Annotated in this window: 17 protein-coding genes; 8 read left to right on the forward strand and 9 right to left on the reverse strand. The window is 61.1% G+C overall.

Annotation, left to right across the window (positions count from 1 at the left end):
• From CAF74_RS27265 to fabI, 3 genes are read left to right on the forward strand one after another with little or no spacing between them, the layout of a single operon-like run.
• The gene (locus CAF74_RS27265; protein WP_085698849.1) at positions 1-1,020 is read left to right on the forward strand and encodes an ABC transporter permease; all 1,020 of its coding nucleotides are present in this window, start codon (positions 1-3) and stop codon (positions 1,018-1,020) included.
• Between the two features lies 1 nt (position 1,021).
• A complete protein-coding gene (locus tag CAF74_RS27270) occupies positions 1,022-2,632 on the forward strand; it encodes an ABC transporter ATP-binding protein (RefSeq protein WP_007956946.1) in 1,611 nt (536 codons plus the stop codon).
• A gap of 19 nt (positions 2,633-2,651) precedes the next feature.
• On the forward strand, positions 2,652-3,446 hold the full coding sequence (gene fabI, locus CAF74_RS27275; RefSeq protein ID WP_007956947.1) for an enoyl-ACP reductase FabI: 795 nt from the start codon (positions 2,652-2,654) through the stop codon (positions 3,444-3,446).
• Between the two features lie 113 nt (positions 3,447-3,559).
• Here fabI and CAF74_RS27280 read toward each other — a convergent pair whose 3' ends face one another.
• From CAF74_RS27280 to CAF74_RS27295, 4 genes are all read right to left on the reverse strand, one after another.
• Positions 3,560-4,525 carry a sensor domain-containing diguanylate cyclase gene (locus CAF74_RS27280; RefSeq protein WP_085748402.1) on the reverse strand — a complete coding sequence of 322 codons (966 nt, stop codon included), beginning with the start codon at positions 4,523-4,525 and terminating at the stop codon, positions 3,560-3,562.
• Between the two features lie 61 nt (positions 4,526-4,586).
• Positions 4,587-5,165 carry a hypothetical protein gene (locus CAF74_RS27285; RefSeq protein WP_085748403.1) on the reverse strand — a complete coding sequence of 193 codons (579 nt, stop codon included), beginning with the start codon at positions 5,163-5,165 and terminating at the stop codon, positions 4,587-4,589.
• 1 nt (position 5,166) lies between these two features.
• A complete protein-coding gene (locus CAF74_RS27290) occupies positions 5,167-7,329 on the reverse strand; it encodes a xanthine dehydrogenase family protein molybdopterin-binding subunit (protein ID WP_085748404.1) in 2,163 nt (720 codons plus the stop codon).
• A gap of 18 nt (positions 7,330-7,347) precedes the next feature.
• Positions 7,348-7,803, reverse strand: a complete 456-nt coding sequence (locus CAF74_RS27295) for a (2Fe-2S)-binding protein (protein ID WP_007956954.1) — start codon at positions 7,801-7,803, stop codon at positions 7,348-7,350.
• Positions 7,804-8,043: 240 nt separating this feature from the next.
• Here CAF74_RS27295 and CAF74_RS27300 point away from each other — a divergent pair, with 240 nt between their 5' ends.
• Positions 8,044-8,874 carry an alpha/beta fold hydrolase gene (locus tag CAF74_RS27300; protein ID WP_085748405.1) on the forward strand — a complete coding sequence of 277 codons (831 nt, stop codon included), beginning with the start codon at positions 8,044-8,046 and terminating at the stop codon, positions 8,872-8,874.
• Positions 8,875-8,909: 35 nt separating this feature from the next.
• Here CAF74_RS27300 and CAF74_RS27305 read toward each other — a convergent pair whose 3' ends face one another.
• Complete coding sequence (locus tag CAF74_RS27305; protein ID WP_085748406.1) at positions 8,910-9,302, reverse strand: GFA family protein; 393 nt, start codon at positions 9,300-9,302, stop codon at positions 8,910-8,912.
• A gap of 109 nt (positions 9,303-9,411) precedes the next feature.
• Here CAF74_RS27305 and CAF74_RS27310 point away from each other — a divergent pair, with 109 nt between their 5' ends.
• A complete protein-coding gene (locus CAF74_RS27310) occupies positions 9,412-10,560 on the forward strand; it encodes a GGDEF domain-containing protein (protein WP_085748407.1) in 1,149 nt (382 codons plus the stop codon).
• Between the two features lie 38 nt (positions 10,561-10,598).
• Complete coding sequence (locus tag CAF74_RS27315) at positions 10,599-11,270, forward strand: bifunctional 2-polyprenyl-6-hydroxyphenol methylase/3-demethylubiquinol 3-O-methyltransferase UbiG (protein ID WP_085748408.1); 672 nt, start codon at positions 10,599-10,601, stop codon at positions 11,268-11,270.
• Positions 11,271-11,275: 5 nt separating this feature from the next.
• Here CAF74_RS27315 and CAF74_RS27320 read toward each other — a convergent pair whose 3' ends face one another.
• From CAF74_RS27320 to CAF74_RS27330, 3 genes are all read right to left on the reverse strand, one after another.
• The gene (locus CAF74_RS27320; RefSeq protein WP_085748409.1) at positions 11,276-12,430 is read right to left on the reverse strand and encodes an NnrS family protein; all 1,155 of its coding nucleotides are present in this window, start codon (positions 12,428-12,430) and stop codon (positions 11,276-11,278) included.
• Between the two features lie 2 nt (positions 12,431-12,432).
• The gene (locus tag CAF74_RS27325; RefSeq protein WP_085748410.1) at positions 12,433-12,681 is read right to left on the reverse strand and encodes a transmembrane sensor/regulator PpyR; all 249 of its coding nucleotides are present in this window, start codon (positions 12,679-12,681) and stop codon (positions 12,433-12,435) included.
• 164 nt (positions 12,682-12,845) lie between these two features.
• On the reverse strand, positions 12,846-14,192 hold the full coding sequence (locus CAF74_RS27330; RefSeq protein WP_085748411.1) for an FG-GAP repeat protein: 1,347 nt from the start codon (positions 14,190-14,192) through the stop codon (positions 12,846-12,848).
• Positions 14,193-14,340: 148 nt separating this feature from the next.
• Here CAF74_RS27330 and CAF74_RS27335 point away from each other — a divergent pair, with 148 nt between their 5' ends.
• Positions 14,341-14,844 carry a VOC family protein gene (locus CAF74_RS27335; RefSeq protein ID WP_085748412.1) on the forward strand — a complete coding sequence of 168 codons (504 nt, stop codon included), beginning with the start codon at positions 14,341-14,343 and terminating at the stop codon, positions 14,842-14,844.
• 35 nt (positions 14,845-14,879) lie between these two features.
• The gene (locus tag CAF74_RS27340; protein ID WP_085748413.1) at positions 14,880-15,710 is read left to right on the forward strand and encodes an AraC family transcriptional regulator; all 831 of its coding nucleotides are present in this window, start codon (positions 14,880-14,882) and stop codon (positions 15,708-15,710) included.
• 91 nt (positions 15,711-15,801) lie between these two features.
• On the opposite strand, the gene CAF74_RS29300 is transcribed toward CAF74_RS27340, so the two are convergent.
• Positions 15,802-17,188: hypothetical protein (locus CAF74_RS29300; RefSeq protein ID WP_176240519.1), on the reverse strand; the 1,387-nt coding region annotated here is incomplete at its 5' end.

Genomic DNA, 17,188 nt, shown 5'->3' on the forward strand with positions numbered 1-17,188 from the left:
ATGAACCTGTCCCCTCTCAACCGCCGGCGCTTCGAACTGTTCAAGGCCAACAAGCGTGGCTGGTGGTCGCTGTGGCTGTTCCTGATCCTGTTCGGCCTGAGCCTCGGCGCCGAGCTGATCGCCAACGACAAGCCGCTGGTGGTGCATTACGACAACAACTGGTATTTCCCGGCGATCAAGCGCTACCCGGAAACCACCTTCGGCGGCGAATTTCCGCTGGAAGCCAACTACAAGAGCCCGTACATCCGCGAGCTGCTCAAGGCCAAGGACGCGTGGGTGCTGTGGGCGCCGATTCCGTTCAGCTACCAGAGCATCAACTACGACCTGAAAGTCCCGGCCCCCGCCCCGCCATCGGCGGACAACCTGCTGGGTACCGACGATCAGGGCCGCGATGTGCTGGCGCGGGTGATCTACGGCTTCCGTATCTCCGTGCTGTTCGCCCTGACCCTGACCGTGCTCAGCTCGATCATCGGCGTGATCGCCGGCGCCTTGCAGGGCTTCTATGGCGGCTGGGTCGATCTGGCCGGCCAGCGCTTTCTGGAGATCTGGTCGGGCTTGCCGGTGTTGTACTTGCTGATCATCCTCGCCAGTTTCGTCCAGCCGAACTTCTGGTGGCTGCTGGGGATCATGCTGCTGTTCTCGTGGATGAGCCTGGTGGACGTGGTGCGCGCCGAGTTCCTGCGCGGGCGTAACCTCGAATACGTGCGCGCAGCCAGAGCGCTGGGCATGCAGAACGGCGCAATCATGTTCCGCCACATCCTGCCCAACGCCATGGTTTCGACCATGACCTTCATGCCGTTCATCCTGACCGGCGCCATCGGCACCCTCACCGCCCTGGATTTCCTCGGTTTCGGCTTGCCGGCCGGCAGTCCGTCGCTGGGTGAGCTGGTGGCTCAGGGCAAATCCAACCTGCAGGCGCCGTGGCTGGGCATGAGCGCGTTTGCGGTGCTGGCGCTGATGTTGAGTTTGCTGGTGTTCATCGGCGAGTCCGCTCGCGATGCCTTCGACCCGAGGAAGTGACATGAATCAGGACAATCTGATCGAAATCCGCGACCTGGCCGTCGAGTTCGGCATCGGTGATCGCGTGCAACGGGTGGTCGAAGGCGTGAGTTTCGACATCAAGCGCGGCGAAACCCTGGCGCTGGTGGGCGAATCAGGCTCGGGCAAGTCGGTGACCGCGCATTCGATCCTGCGCCTGCTGCCCTATCCGCTGGCGCGGCATCCGGCCGGCAGCATCAATTATTCCGGGCAGAACCTGCTGGAGCTGGGCGAAAAGACCATCCGTCACATTCGTGGCAACCGGATCGCGATGATCTTTCAGGAGCCGATGACCTCGCTCAACCCGCTGCACTCGATCGAGAAGCAGATCAACGAGGTGCTGGGCATCCACAAGGGCCTGACCGGCAAGGTCGCGACCAAGCGCACGCTGGAGTTGCTGGAGATGGTCGGCATCCCCGAGCCGCACAAGCGCCTCAAGGCCCTGCCCCACGAATTGTCCGGCGGCCAGCGCCAGCGGGTGATGATCGCCATGGCCTTGGCCAACGAGCCGGAACTGCTGATTGCCGACGAGCCGACCACTGCGCTGGACGTGACCGTTCAGCTGAAAATCCTCGACCTGCTCAAGGAATTGCAGGCTCGATTGGGCATGGCGCTGTTACTGATCAGTCACGATTTGAACCTCGTGCGAAGAATTGCGCATCGTGTATGTGTCATGCAGCGCGGTTGCATCGTCGAACAGGCATCGTGCGAAGAGCTGTTCCGTTCGCCGCAGCATCCGTACACTCGGGAACTGCTTGGCGCGGAGCCCAGCGGAGGCCCGGCGAGCAATAAAATCGGGGCGCCGCTGCTTGAAGTCGAGGATCTGAAAGTCTGGTTCCCGATCAAGAAAGGCCTGCTCAAGCGCACGGTGGATCACGTCAAGGCAGTGGACGGCATCAATTTCAGCCTGCCTCAGGGTCAGACCCTGGGGATCGTGGGGGAAAGCGGTTCCGGCAAATCCACCCTGGGTCTGGCGATCCTGCGGTTGATCGGCAGCAAAGGTGCGATCCGTTTTGAGGGCAAGCAGCTAGACTGCCTGACGCAAAGCGAAGTCCGGCCGCTGCGCCGGGAGATGCAGGTGGTGTTTCAGGATCCGTTTGGCAGCCTGAGCCCGCGGATGTGCGTGAATGACATCGTTGGCGAAGGCCTGCGGATCCACAAGATGGGCACCGCTGCCGAGCAGGAAGCGGCGATTATTGCGGCATTGAAGGAGGTAGGTCTGGATCCGGAAACCCGGCACCGCTACCCCCACGAATTTTCCGGTGGGCAACGGCAGCGAATTGCCATAGCCCGGGCCTTGGTGCTCAAACCGGCGCTGATCCTGCTGGACGAGCCGACTTCGGCGCTCGACCGGACGGTGCAGCGGCAAGTGGTGGAGCTGTTGCGTTCACTGCAAGCCAAGTACAACCTGACGTATTTGTTCATCAGCCATGACCTGGCTGTCGTCAAAGCGCTGAGCCACCAACTGATGGTGGTCAAGCATGGCCAAGTGGTCGAACAGGGAGACGCGCAAAGTATCTTTGCCGCCCCCCAACATCCGTATACACAGCAGTTGCTGGAGGCCGCTTTCCTGGCACCAGCCACTGCGCAATAACCTGAAAGAGGAGCAACACATGGGTTTTCTCGCCGGTAAGCGCGTACTGATCGTCGGTGTCGCCAGCAAGCTGTCCATCGCATCCGGCATCGCTGCCGCCATGCATCGCGAGGGCGCTGAGCTTGCCTTCACTTATCAGAACGACAAACTGAAAGGTCGCGTCGAAGAGTTCGCACAGGGCTGGGGTTCGAGCCCTGAGCTGTGCTTCCCGTGCGACGTGGCCAGCGATGAAGAAATCGCCAAGGTCTTCGAAGAACTGAGCAAAAAGTGGGACGGCCTGGACTGCATCGTGCACTCCGTCGGCTTCGCCCCGGGCGACCAACTGGACGGCGACTTCACCGAAGCCACCACCCGTGACGGTTTCCGCATCGCTCACGACATCAGCGCCTACAGCTTCGTGGCCCTGGCCAAAGCTGGCCGTGAAATGATGAAAGGCCGCAACGGCAGCCTGCTGACCCTGTCGTACCTGGGCGCCGAGCGCACCATGCCGAACTACAACGTGATGGGCATGGCCAAGGCTTCGCTGGAAGCCGGCGTACGTTACCTGGCCGGCTCCCTGGGCCCGGACGGCACCCGCGTCAACTGCGTATCGGCTGGCCCGATCCGCACCCTGGCCGCTTCCGGCATCAAGAACTTCCGCAAGATGCTGGCCGCCAACGAAGCGCAAACTCCGCTGCGCCGCAACGTCACCATCGAAGAAGTCGGCAACGCCGGCGCCTTCCTGTGCTCCGACCTGGCGTCGGGCATCAGCGGTGAAATCATGTACGTGGACGGCGGCTTCAACACCACCGCCATGGGCAACATCGAAGAGTAATCTTCGCGCTGCCGATAAAAAGCCCGCCTATTCAGGCGGGCTTTTTCATGCCTGCGATTTCGTTAACATCGTCTTTTTCTGTGGGAGCCAGCCTGCTGGCGATAAGGCCAGAATCAACAACGCTTCAACGCTTGCTTGTGCTCATACATCGCTGCATCCGCATCCGCCAGTAACTTGTCCACGGTGTCATGGCGCTGCGGGTTGTATTCGATCTGGCCGACGCTGAAGCGAATCGCGTAACCCCGGTGCAACGTGGCATTGCGCTCTTCGAGAATTTCCTTGAGTCGCGCCATGATCGCCGTGGTTTCGACATGGCTTGAGCCGGTCAGCAGCGCCACGAATTCATCGCCGCCCAGCCGCCCGACCACATCGCTCTCGCGAAAGGCGATGCGCAGCACATCGGCGAAGGTCTTGAGCGCGCTGTCGCCCTCGGCGTGCCCATAAAGGTCGTTGATCTGCTTGAAATCATTGAGGTCGAAAAACAGCAGCGTCGCCGGTTTTTCCAGGCGTGCGCAGGCGTCGAGCGCGTGCTGGGCCAGCATCTTGAAGCCGCGACGATTGGACAGCAGCGTCAGCTCGTCCATGCTCGCCATCTGCACGGCCATCAGTTCCTGCTCGGCCATGCCGGCCAGATCGCGCAGCAGGGCGCGCTCCTCGTCGTCGAGATCGCGGGGTTTGGTGTCGATCAGGCACAAGGTGCCCATCTTGTTGCCGCTGGGTACGGTCAGCGGATAACCGGCGTAGAACCGGATTTTCGGCTCCCCGGTAACCAAAGGGTTGTCGTGGAAACGCTCGTCCTCTCGGGCGTCAGGTACCAGCATGAGCTCGTCCTTGAGAATCGCATGGCCACAGAATGAAACAGAGCGTGGCGTTTCGGCCGTGTCCAGACCCACGCACGACTTGAACCATTGCCGCTCCTTGTCCACCAGCGTGACCAGCGCGATCGGCACGTTGAACAGACGCTTGGCCAGTCGCGTCAGCCGGTCGAAGCGCTCCTCCGGTGCGGTGTCGAGCAGCTTCAGGTCCTGCAGCGCTTGAATGCGCGCAACTTCATTAGCGGGTTTGCCGGGTACCAGCATCACACACTCCTTTGTCGTCGATGCAGTTGAGCGTAGCCCGAATCAGCAATGACTCAACTTCTCATCCACCGGCCACCGGACACGGCCCGCCCGCATCGGCCCAGAGTTTGAACTGGGTCACGAAGATATCGTGCGGCACCGGCACCGGCGCGCGCCCTGCCCCGGGACTCCAGCCCCAGAGCACCAGTTTGTCCTCGCTGACGTGTTTGATCAGCGCGGCGAAGTCCCGGTCGCCGTTGCTGGCGCGGTCCTTGATCATTGCGCACAAGCGATCCGGCGGCAGACCGATCCAGGCCATCTTGTGGGCGGCAGGCGGCAGGCTCCAGTGCGGCGCGCCCGGTGGCGCATGGGGGCCATAACTGGCCGGCGGATTGCTTTCGGCGTGACAGGTGGCGCAGGGCAAACCGGCGGCGCCCTTGCCGTCCATGCCGCGTACCACGTTCATCGCGTGGGGGATGCCGGCGTCGAACTGCAACGGCGAATCGCCGGGAATGTGACAGTTCTGGCAGCGCGGGCTCTGGAAGACTTTCTGCACCGTGCTGAAGGCCTTCAAGGCTTCCTGATCGTCAGCGAACAGATCCGACGCGTAACCGCCCAGCCCAAGCAGAATCACCGTGCCCAACAACAGATGTCGTTTCATCTCACACCCCCGACAATTGCAGCGGCATTTCCCGCAGGCGCTGCCCGGTCAGGGCGAATACCGCGTTGGCCACCGCCGGCGCCGTGGGCGGTACACCGGCCTCGCCGATGCCGCCGGGTTTCTCGCTGCTGGGCACGATGTGCACCTCGACCAGCGGCATTTCATTGAGCCGCAACACCTGATAGTCGTGATAGTTGGACTGCACGACATGGCCGTCCTTGAGCGTCAGTTTGCTGTGCAGCGCCATGCCCAGGCCGAAGGTGATGCACGATTCCATCTGCGCAGCGATGCTCTGCGGGTTGACCGCAATCCCGCAGTCCACCGCGCAGACCACGCGATGCACGCGGATCGCCAGATTGTCCTGTGACACCTCCGCCACCTGCGCCACGTAACTGCCGAACGATTCGTGCACCGCCACGCCCAGCGCATGGCCGTCCGGTAGCGGGGCTTTCCAGTTGGCCTTCTCCACCGCCAGATTCAACACGCCGAGATGCCGGGCATGATCCTTGAGCAGCGTTCTTCGGTACTCCACCGGGTCCTTGCCCGCCGCCGTGGCCATTTCATCGATCAGCGACTCCATGACAAACGCGGTGTGGCTATGACCCACCGAACGCAGCCACAGCACGTTGATCCCGGTGGTCGGCGAGTGCAGATCGACCTGATGATGGGCCAGGCCCTTGATGTACGGGCTGTCCGAAACGCCTTCGACCGACGTCTGGTCGACGCCGTTCTTGACCATGGTTTTCTCGAGCATGGTGCCGGCCATGATCGATTGCCCGACCAGCACATGCTGCCAGGCCAGCGGCAGGCCGTCGGCGCCGAGGCCGATCTTCGCCTGATGCAGAAACATCGAGCGGTAGTAGCCACCGCGAATATCGTCTTCGCGCGACCACACGGTTTTCACCGGCATCGCCGCAGCCTTGGCCACTTGCACCGCTTCGGCGACAAAGTCCGAGGTCGGGTTGGCCCGCCGGCCGAAACCACCACCGAGAAATTCGGTGTGAATCTCCACCTGCTCCGGCTTGAGCCCGGTGATCTTGCCGGCAACCATCTGATCCAGCGTCTGGAACTGGGTGCCGGTCCAGATCTCGCACTTGTCGGCGCTGATCTTCACCGTGCAGTTGAGCGGCTCCATCGGCGCGTGGGCCAGGTATGGCACGCTGTATTCAACATCGATTTTCTTCGCTGCCTTGCCGAAATTGCCCTTGGCATCGCCGGCCTGCGCCGCCGAAGTGCCCGGTGTGGCCGCCAGTTTGCGGAAACTCGCCAACAGCTTTTCACTGCTCAGATCAGCGTTCGGCCCCAGGTCCCAATCGACCTTCAACGCATCGCGCCCGAGTTTCGCCGCCCAATAGTGCTCGGCGACCACCGCCACACCGGTCGGCACTTGCACCACTTTGTGCACGCCGGGGATCGCCAACGCCTCAGCGCCTTCGAAGGATTTCACCGTGGCGCCGAACGCCGGCGCCCGCGCCACCATCGCCGTCATCAATCCGTCGAACTGCACATCCATGCCGAACTTGGCGCGACCGGTGATTTTCTCCGGGGTGTCGAGGCGTTTGGTGGGTTTGCCGATGACTTTCCAGTCCTTGGCTTCTTTAAAGGTGATCGACTTCGGATCCGGCACCGGCAGTTGCCCGGCGGCGTCCGCCAGTTCGCCGTAGGTGGCGCGGTTGTCGCCGGCAATCACCACGCCGGACTCGGTGCGGATCGTCGACGGTGCCACGTTGAAACGCTTGGCCGCCGCTTCGATCAGCATCTGCCGCGCGGTGGCACCAGCGAGGCGGTAGCGGTCGAACTCCATCCAGGTTGAAGTCGATCCGCCGGTAATCTGCATCCCGCCAAAACCGGGCATGCCGTAATCGGCTGCCGAAGCTGGCGAGTGCTCGACGCGGATCTTCGACCAGTCGGCGTCCAGCTCTTCGGCGATCAACATGGTCAGCCCGGTCCAGATGCCCTGGCCCATTTCCGAATGGCCGAGCAGCACGGTCACGCTGTTGTCCGCTGCAATCCGCAGGAACGCGTTCGGCGCAAACACCTTGCCTTCGTTCTCGGCTGCCTTGGCAAAGCGATTGCCGCCGGGCACCACGAACGCCACCACCAGACCACCGCCAAGCACGGCGCTGCCCTTGAGAAATCCGCGACGGGATACAGGACTGTTCATCACTCACCTCCCCCTCGCTCAGCCGATGTCGGCCGCGCGTTTGACCGCCGCGCGGATTCTTGGGTACGTGCCGCAGCGGCAGATATTGCCGGAGAGCGCCTGATCGATATCGCTGTCGGTGGGTTTGGGGATTTTCGCCAGCAACGCGGCGGCGGACATGATCTGCCCGGACTGGCAGTAACCGCACTGCACCACGTCCAGTTCGGCCCAGGCCTGCTGCACCGGGTGCGAACCGTCGCTCGACAGGCCTTCGATGGTGAGGATCTTCTGGCCATGGGCGACGGCCGTGGCCGGAGTGATACACGAGCGCAGCGGCGCGCCATCGACGTGCACGGTGCAGGCACCGCACTGCGCCATGCCGCAACCGAATTTGGTACCGGTCAGGTGCGCGACATCGCGCAGGACCCAGAGCAACGGCATGTCCGCGGGGACATCGAGCTCCTGATCCTTGCCATTGATGTTCAAGGTCAGCATCGGGGACTTCCTCAGACTCACGGTGTTCTGAAGGGCGCTGCTCCGGCTCTCGATGGCCGTGCGCGCCTCGGCTTATCCCTTTCAGCTAAGCGCATTTTGACCCGACGACCAGCCGCTGCGACCACCGGTCATGCCGCACCGTTCGGGAATTCTTCGACCAAAGTGCCGACTTTGCTCCTACAGTTGATTCCGGTTGTCATCGCAAGACCTGCCCTTTCACACTTTCCAGGAGTCGCGAACATGGGATATGTCACAACGAAAGACGGCGTCGAAATCTTCTACAAGGACTGGGGCCCGAAAGACGCGCCGGTGATCCACTTCCACCACGGCTGGCCGCTCAGCGCGGATGACTGGGATGCGCAGATGCTGTTCTTCCTCGCGCAGGGCTTCCGGGTCGTGGCCCATGATCGACGGGGTCACGGGCGCTCGAGCCAGGTCTGGGACGGCCACGACATGGATCACTACGCCGACGATGTGGCGGCGGTAGTCAATCATCTGGGGACGCAGAAAGCCGTGCACGTCGGCCACTCCACCGGTGGCGGCGAAGTGATTCACTACATCGCCCGGCATGGCGAGGATCGGGTATCGAAAGCCGCGATCATCAGCGCCGTGCCACCGCTGATGGTGAAAACCGAAAGCAGCCCCGGCGGTTTGCCCAAGTCAGTGTTCGACGATCTTCAGGCGCAACTGGCGGCCAATCGTGCGCAGTTCTATCGCGACGTGCCCAGTGGGCCGTTTTACGGCTACAACCGCCCTGGCGCCAAGCCATCGGAAGGGATCATTGCGAACTGGTGGCGCCAGGGCATGATGGGCGGCGCCAAGGCGCACTACGACGGCATCGTCGCCTTCTCGCAGACCGATTTCACCGCCGACCTGAAAAGCATCTCGATCCCGGTACTGGTGATGCACGGCGACGACGACCAGATCGTGCCGTATGAAAATGCCGGTGTGCTGTCGGCGAAACTGCTGAAGAACAGCACGCTGAAGATTTATCCGGGCTTCCCTCACGGGATGCCGACCACCGAGGCGCCAACGATCAACGCGGATCTGCTGGCGTTCATTCGCGGCTGATAGTGGCCGGGGTCAGGAGCCCTGCCTGACCCCGGTCACTCTTCGGTTCGCCCCGTTCTCTCGCGATCACGCACGTAGTGTCGGGCCAGCGGAAAGGCCGGTAGCCACGACTCGCGACGCACCGTCCACAGCTCATAGGTGGGCAGGAATTGATCCGGCGCATCCAGCGCGCCCAGATTCACTTCGACTTCATCGCCACTGCGGCCAAACACCGATGAGCCACAGCGCGGGCAGAAATGTCGCCCGGCATAGTCACGGGTCTCGCCGCTGATCGTCACCGCGTCCTCGGGAAAGATCGCCGACGCGGCAAACAGCGCGCCATGGTGTTTGCGGCAATCCAGACAATGGCAAACGCCAACCCTGTAGGGTCGCCCGGACGCCTCAATCCGCACTTCGCCGCACAGACAACCGCCGGTCAATCGGTCCATGGGACACCTCGCCTGAAAATGGAATATCCGGTGAGTGAAAATAGCAGCCCATTGGGGGAACGCTTACAATCGTGGCCCATTAACACTATCCAGGCAGACCTGTCCTTTCATGGCGCTCGATCCTCTCACGATGCTCACCATTTCCACCGCCCTGGCCGCGGCGGCCGCCCTGTATCTGGCGGTCGAATGGCGCAGCATCCGCGAACCTTCCCTGCTGTTCTGGAGCGCCGGTTTCGCCACCATCACCGTCGGTTCGAGCCTGGCCCTGTTGCGCGCCAATGGTTATCCGCTGATCGGCATCTGGTTCGCCAACGGCCTGCTGGTGGTCGCGCACTGGCTGTTTCTGCTTGGGGTCGCGCGGTTTACCCAGCAGCGCTTGTCACGCGCCTGGTACTTGATGTTCCTGCTCTGGCTGGCGTTGCTGCTGCTACCGGAAGATCCGTCGTGGTCGAAGATCATGCTGATGGCTAACTCGCTGCTGGTGGCCGCGTTGATGCTGCGAGCCAGCCTGTTGCTGCGCCCGCACGGCAAATCGTTGAGCGTCGGCGCGGTGCAATTGCGTTATGTGCTGCTGATCCACGGCGCGTTCTATTTCGCCAAGGCGATCATCGCGGTGATTCCGGGCACGTTGATCGATCTGGCGTCGCTGCGCGGCGAAATCATTCAGATTTCCCTGGTTGAAGGCGCGATGGCGATCATGCTGATCGCGCTGTCGATGACCGGCACCGAGCGCTACCGGCGGGAAAAGCAGATTGCCGAACTGGCCGCCCGGGATCCGCTGACCGCGCTGTACAACCGCCGCGCCCTGGAAGTCCGCGCACCGCGCCTGCTCGACGAAGTCTCCAGCGCCCGCCCCGGCGCCCTGCTGCTGATCGACATCGACAACTTCAAACTGATCAACGATCTGTACGGCCACACCGCCGGCGACCGCTTGCTCATCGCCCTCAGCGAAATGATCCGCGCGGTACTGCCCAAAGATGCGCTGGCAGCACGGCTGGGCGGTGACGAATTCGTGATGCTGCTGGGCGATGCGTCGCACGCACAGATCATGGTGCTGGGCAGTGCGCTGCGTGAGCAGTTCCAACAGATGACTTCGCAGACCTACACCACACCGCAGGCCGTCACCCTGAGCATCGGTGCCAAGGTGTTCGATCAGCCGCCGGCCAGCCTCGCGGCGTTGATCGAGCAAGGTGACAGCGCGCTCTACGAATCCAAACGCGGCGGTCGCAACCGGATTCAACTGGCCGACTACACCTGACCTATCCTTGCCTGCATCCCGCGATCCCGGAGTCCGTCATGTCCTCGCCTGAATCCACCCTCCTCCAGAGCTGGCACCACAACGCCCGGGCCTGGACCGAAGCCGTGCGCAGCGGCGCCATCGAGAGTCGCCGGCAGGTCACTGATCAGGCCATTCTGCTGGCGGTAATGGGGCGTCAGCCCGAGCGCGTGCTCGATCTGGGATGCGGCGAAGGCTGGCTGTTGCGGGCGCTGGCCGAGCGAGGGTTTGACGCAGTCGGCGTGGACGGTGATGCGACGCTGGTCGAGGCCGCGCGGGTGGCAGGTTCATCGCCCGTGCATGTCGCCAGTTACGAAGATCTGGTTGAGGCGAAGGTCGACATTGGCCGCGACTACGACCTGATCTGCGCCAACTTTTCCCTGCTGCATCAGGACATCATTCCGCTGCTCGCGGCGATGAATGCCCTGCTCGTGCCCGGCGGTGCGCTGGTGATCCAGACGCTGCATCCGTGGTCGGTCGCGACCGGTGATTATCAGGATGGATGGCGGGAAGAAACCTTCGACGGTTTTCAGGGCGAGTGGCAACCGATGCCGTGGTATTTCCGCACCTTGTCCAGTTGGCTGAATGCGCTGGACATGGCCGGCCTGCAGTTGACCGGCCTGCGCGAGCCGCAGCATCCGCAAAGCCCGATGCCGCAGTCGTTGTTGATGATTGCCGAGCGTCGCGGATAAAAACCCTAAAGCCTCGGCTTAAGCAGGATCCCGGTGTAATGCCGCAAAAACAGCGCGAACCCCGCGCACCAGAGCACCACGGACAGCCCCAGCCCCAGACTGGAAAACGGCACCAGCAACACCCGGCAACCCGCAGCGATCAGCACCAGCGCAAAGCCCAGCACCATGCCTTTCGAGGGCTGTAACAACCGGCCGGTATGCCCAAGGCTGACCCGCGCAATCATCGCCAGAATCAACCCACCCACCCCGCCGACCGCCAGCGCATGGGTCGCCAGGCTTTGCTGGCCGATCAAACCCAGATGCCACAGCGCCATGGCCCAGGTTGCCAGCGCCATCCAGCCGTAAGCCAGATACAGCGACCACAGCAGCGGCACCCGCCACATCCCGCGATCATGCCAGCGGATCAGCCGCATCAACTGCAAACTGCCGGTCAGCACAAACAGGCCCGCCAGCCACAGCCGCGGCGAATCATTGAGGCCTGCCGCAAAAGTGACAGCGGTCAGCAGGCTGCCGATCAACAGCAATCGGGTTGGCAGTGGATTGGCGACGGGTGCCGGCGGACGGTTCAAGCCGCGCTGAATAAAGAACGGAATCACCCGCCCGCCAATCACGGTCATCAACGCCGCCACCAGCCACAATGCGCCCAGCACACCCTGGCGTTGCAGGCCGGCATCGTCGTTGTACAGGCCGATCAAAGTCAGCGCCTGACAACCCGCCATCAGCCCAAGCACCAACACAATCGGGTAGTTATCACGTTTGCGGGCAGCGACCAGATCCCGTCCCAGCATCACCGCCAGCAGCGGCAGAAAACCCCATTGCAGCGCCAGAATCAGCCCGGTCGGCAACGGCAGCCACCAGGCTACACGCCCGAGCAGCCAGACCGAGACCAGCGCGATCAGCGCCCCGCCGCGCACTCCGGGAATGCCGGTCCAGTTGGGAACCGCCGTCAGCAGAAACCCGGCAACGATCGCCGCCGCGAAACCGAAGGGCATTTCATGTCGATGCCACGCAAGCATGCCGCCCGCCGGTTGCAGATCGAACCAATGTCCGTAAAGCCACAGACCCCAGATCAGGATCGCCAGCGCGGCGAATCCTGCCCCGGCCAGAAACAGCGGCCGGAAGCCCAGGCTGAACAGCGGCGCATCGGCGAGTCTGCGCATGTTCAAACCACCACGGCGGCGTGATGTGGGCCCAGCCGATATTGAGACAGGAGCCGCATCACATAGCCGATCTTGATCAGCGTCGGGCCAACGATGGTCATGGCATGCATCGCCACCAGCAACGCAATCGGCATGTGGCCCTGATACAGATAAGCGCCGTAGATCCCGGCCAGCAACATGACCAGACCGGCGACGAGCACTTTGCTCGACAGGTGCAGAACGTTCAGCGGATTCTCGAAGAAAGTGAACATGTTTCATACTCCTGAGCGGATCAGTTTGTACGATTGATGTATCAATTCGTGTGCCAGATTTTTTATCTTTAAAAATCAGTTAGATAAGCCATAAGAGTCAATATGACTCGACCCAGAAAGAGTCATATCGACTTCAGTGATAGTCATAAAGACAACAATCGCCTTCAGGGTTGCTTTGCGTAAGCCCCTCTGAAGTCAGAGAACTCACCGGCACCCTCTACTTGCACCGCTCCGTCGAGCAGTCGCAATCGATAAAGTGGCTCGGCGATCTGATCCTGACCGATCACCAGATTGCCCGCCTGCAACGGCCACTGCCGAGTCTCCTGGCGGGGTGGTTTACCCGGTTGCGTCACGGCCATCTGGATCAACGCCTGCTCACCCGCACCCGTCTCGGTGGCCGGCACGATTTTGATCGTCAGCCACGCCGATCGCTCGTCCGGCGCCATCATCACGTAACGGCCTTCACGCTGATCGCCCGTGGGCGTCTGAAACTTTTGCGGTGCAACCCGGAACGCCGTCGGTCGCGCTTCGAAGATCAGAGACTTGTCGCCGTCGTGCCATGTTCCGCCCTGAAAGCCGTGCTCATCAGGCTCACCTGCCACGTACCAGTCGCCGGTGACACGGCCCTGGGCGTCCAGCTCATGCAGCAACACAGCTCCGTCATCGTAGGTCTCGCCCACCAGTCGGATCGGTTGGCCATTGCCCGTTTTCGTGTAACGAACCTCGCCAATGTAGACGCCACCCAGCATCTGCCACCACAGCTCGAATGGGATCTTGCCATCGAGCTTGCCCCGCAGCATCACCGGCGCTTCACCCACTGGCCCTTCAAGGCGACGCTGTTCCCGCCATTTGCCTTCCTTCAATTCCCGCTGCGTGACGTCGGTATAACCCGCCGGCATCAGCGGGCTGCCTTCGGAAGGCCGCTGCGCCACCTCGATGGTTTCTGTCACCTTGAGCGGCGAATTGTTCTGCACCTGCCAGGTATGGCTCTGGCGCCAGCAGCAACCGCTTTTCGCGTGAGTGACCAAGCGACGAGCGGCGGAATCGACTTCGAACAACCCCAGATACGGTTCGCGAGTCAGCGCCGACAAAGCCTTGTTCGGCACCAGCACCGGGCTCGACGGCTTAAACAGATAGACGTCGTAGGATGCCGCGCCGTAGCCACCGTCGTTACCGTTACGGAGCGCCAGATCCTGGTGTCCATCGAAATTGAAGTCGCCAAACACCACCAGACGTTGCTCGTCGCATCGCAAGGCCTTGGCTGAATCGTTGAGCGGAACCAGATCGACGGCATCGGCCGTGTCGATTCGTTGCAACACTTCGCCACTGGACTTGTCGCGCAGGATGACTTGTGCCGCCACTGGTTCGAAGTTCTGCGTCGGTGGATGCTCGATGGTCACATCGACGCTGTACCTGTTTGCCGGATCCGAGAGCTGACAGCTCAAAGATTCGGCACTGGCCGACGCGGCGGCAAACAGGCAGAAAAAAATCCATGTACGAGAGGCAACCATGATGCAGAGCGTCCTTGCGGCAAAATCGGGGCGGCAAGTCTAACGACAAACGTTTTTGGGCGCACTTGTCGATCTATGGCGCCTACGACCCGCTTCGGACTGACTACGCTTTTAATCCAGCGTGTCTAACCTGCCGAGGATGACTGCCATGCAACGCTTTCAAAAGCTGACCCCGTGCCTGTGGTTCGACGATCAGGCCGAGGCGGCGGCCAAGTTCTACTGCTCGATCTTCGATCACTCGAAAATCACCGCCCTCACCCACTACAGCAAGGTCGGCCAGGAATTCCACGGGCGCCCGGAAGGCTCGGTGATGACCGTCAGTTTCGAACTCGACGGCCATACCTTCACCGGGCTCAATGGCGGGCCGATGTTCAAGTTCAATGAGGCGATCTCGTTTCAGGTCAATTGCCAGAATCAGGAAGAAGTCGACCATTTCTGGGGCAACCTCAGCGCCGGCGGGCCGGTGGAAGCCCAGCAATGCGGCTGGCTCAAGGACAAGTTCGGCGTATCGTGGCAGATCGTGCCGGTGGCCTTCATGCACATGATGACCGACCCCGACCAGACCAAGGTCCAACGGGCGATGCAGGCCATGTTCCGGATGAAAAAACTCGACATTGCCGAACTCGAACGAGCCTTCGCCGGCCAGAGCTAATACACTCGGGCACTGGTCTGCCGAGAACCACAACGATGAAAGCTGCCGCCAAGAACCCCGAACAAGCCCCGCGCTTCTGGCGCGACGACGCCCTGCCCTTCATCGAAGCGCGGGCCATCGCCGATGGGCGCGAGGTCTGCTATTCACGGCACTCCCACGCGCACTTTTCCATCGGCGCGATCACCGCCGGGCGCAGTACTTACGTGCATGAGCAATCATCTTTCGAAGTGACGGCCGGCACCGTGGTGCTGATGAATCCGGGGGACGTGCACGCGTGCAACCCGATCGATGACCAGCCGTGGTCGTATTTGATGTTGTATGTGGAAACGCCGTGGCTGACGGATCTGCAGCATCAGCTGGGGTTCAGTGCGGAACTTGAGTTTCGGCGGTTTTCCGATACCCATTTGAATGATGCCCGCCTGTTTCGCGACTTGAATGCGTTGTACGCGATATTGGTCGACGAGCAGCAAGACGTGCTGCGCAAACAGAGCGCTGCGGTGGAGTTTTTCAGCGACCTGCAACTGCGCCTGAACCCTATCGAACAACCTCTGCGAGAGCCGAACTTCAAACTCGAACGCGCCGCCGACTTCATTCGCCATCATTGCACCGACCTGCTCAGCCTCGACGACATTTGCGCCGCCGCCGAGCTGTCACCGTCCTATTTGATTCGCGCCTTCAAACAGCATTTCGGCATGACGCCCCATGCGTTTTTGGTCAACCAGCGCATTCAGTTTGCCCGAGAGTGTCTGAGGCGCGGGCAGTTGATTGCGGATGTGGCGCTGGAGGCGGGGTTTGCCGATCAGGCGCATTTTCAGCGGGCGTTCAAGCAGCATCTGGCGGCTACGCCGGGGCAGTATCGGGGGTGAAGAAAAACGGCCCGCATCGTTGCGGGCCGTGAGGGTAACGGGCGAAGCCATTGGTCATGGCTTTGCCGCAGGTAAATAAATGCGTCCCCTTTTAGTCCCGTCGCAATGAAATGTTGTCTATCACAAGCCAGTCACCCGGAGAGTTTTCGATCTCAATTCGGATGATTCCCGCTGCAGCGAAAACAAGCTCGAATACGTTGTTCAAGGTCAGTTGCAGATTTCTCTGTCCGAGGAGGCCGTTTTGACCGTAAAAGTACACACTGTTGGTGCTGGTATTGGTAGCCCCATACCAGAACGACACATGAGCGCACGGAAATGCAAGGGTCAACGAAATGCGCTGCGCAATTGCATCTTGATACCCAACATGCAAAGCGTTCCCTTCTGTTTTTCCAGGAATAGTCAAAAAACCATCGCTTACTGATGTCACACCCGCAGTCCCTGCTCCCCCGATATGCTTGATTGTCATTAATGGCGTTTGAATCGTTTGCCCAAAACCTATGAACTGTCGCGGTACAGCCTCAAAGTCTTCGATAAGTGATTGCGCCACTGCCTTGATCGTATAGACCCTATCCGGAAATTCCTCTGCCGTCGCCCTGACATTGGTCATGTCCATCGACACTGCAAACTTCACGAGCAGTGTGGTGGCATTTCCGAGTTGCTTGAGGAAGCTGTTCACCAACGTTTGAAGCCAGAAACCCTGACTGACCCAAGTCGGATTGACTCGCGCCGGCAAACCATTCCACAAGGGCAGAATAACCACATTACCGTTCGGGTCCTTGCCTTCCAGTGATAGCCAGCACGGCATGCCGTCTGCAATCAGTGTCCAGAGCAAAGCGTGAATCCTGGCGTTCTGGGTACCCAGCGCGATAACGTCCAGCACGTTGTTCGCATCCGCTTCCAGAATTTTTGGCGGGATCAGCGCCGTGGCGGGCAATGGCAGGATATTTAGTGGCAAGACTTGCGATGAGGTCTCAACACCGTTGCGCTCGATTACATAGGTGACCTTGACCATTTTACGCAAACTGTAGGCCAGCACCGAGCGTGGTACCTGAAACTTCAGGCCCGCACTGACCAGCTGTTGCGCACTGTTGAATGAGGCCCCGGTCGCACTGATCGCGCCCTCCCATTTGACACGGATCCTGTCGCTGGGCAGCAAAGTGCCCACAGGCACCACTACCTCGACATTCTGCAAGGTCGGATTGAAGTTGTTGCCTGTCTGCCCCGTGACGGAGGGGGGCAGTAAAACAAGTGTGTTGGCGGTGATAACGATGGAGGTCGTAGGCGACACTCTGAGGTTGTTCAGTTGATCTTTTATGGTGGCGCTCACTGTACGAGTACCGTCACCGATCTGCTGGAGGTCAAGGGTCGTCAGGTTGTACGTGACCGGGTTGGCAGGATGGACATAGGGAATGGTTTTACTCCATGAGCCTATGGTCAGTTCCATTTCGTCAAATTGGCGCGGGTCGCTCCGGGTTAAA

It is taken from the genome of Pseudomonas sp. R45(2017) (assembly GCF_002112305.1).
Lineage (GTDB): Bacteria > Pseudomonadota > Gammaproteobacteria > Pseudomonadales > Pseudomonadaceae > Aquipseudomonas > Aquipseudomonas paraglycinae.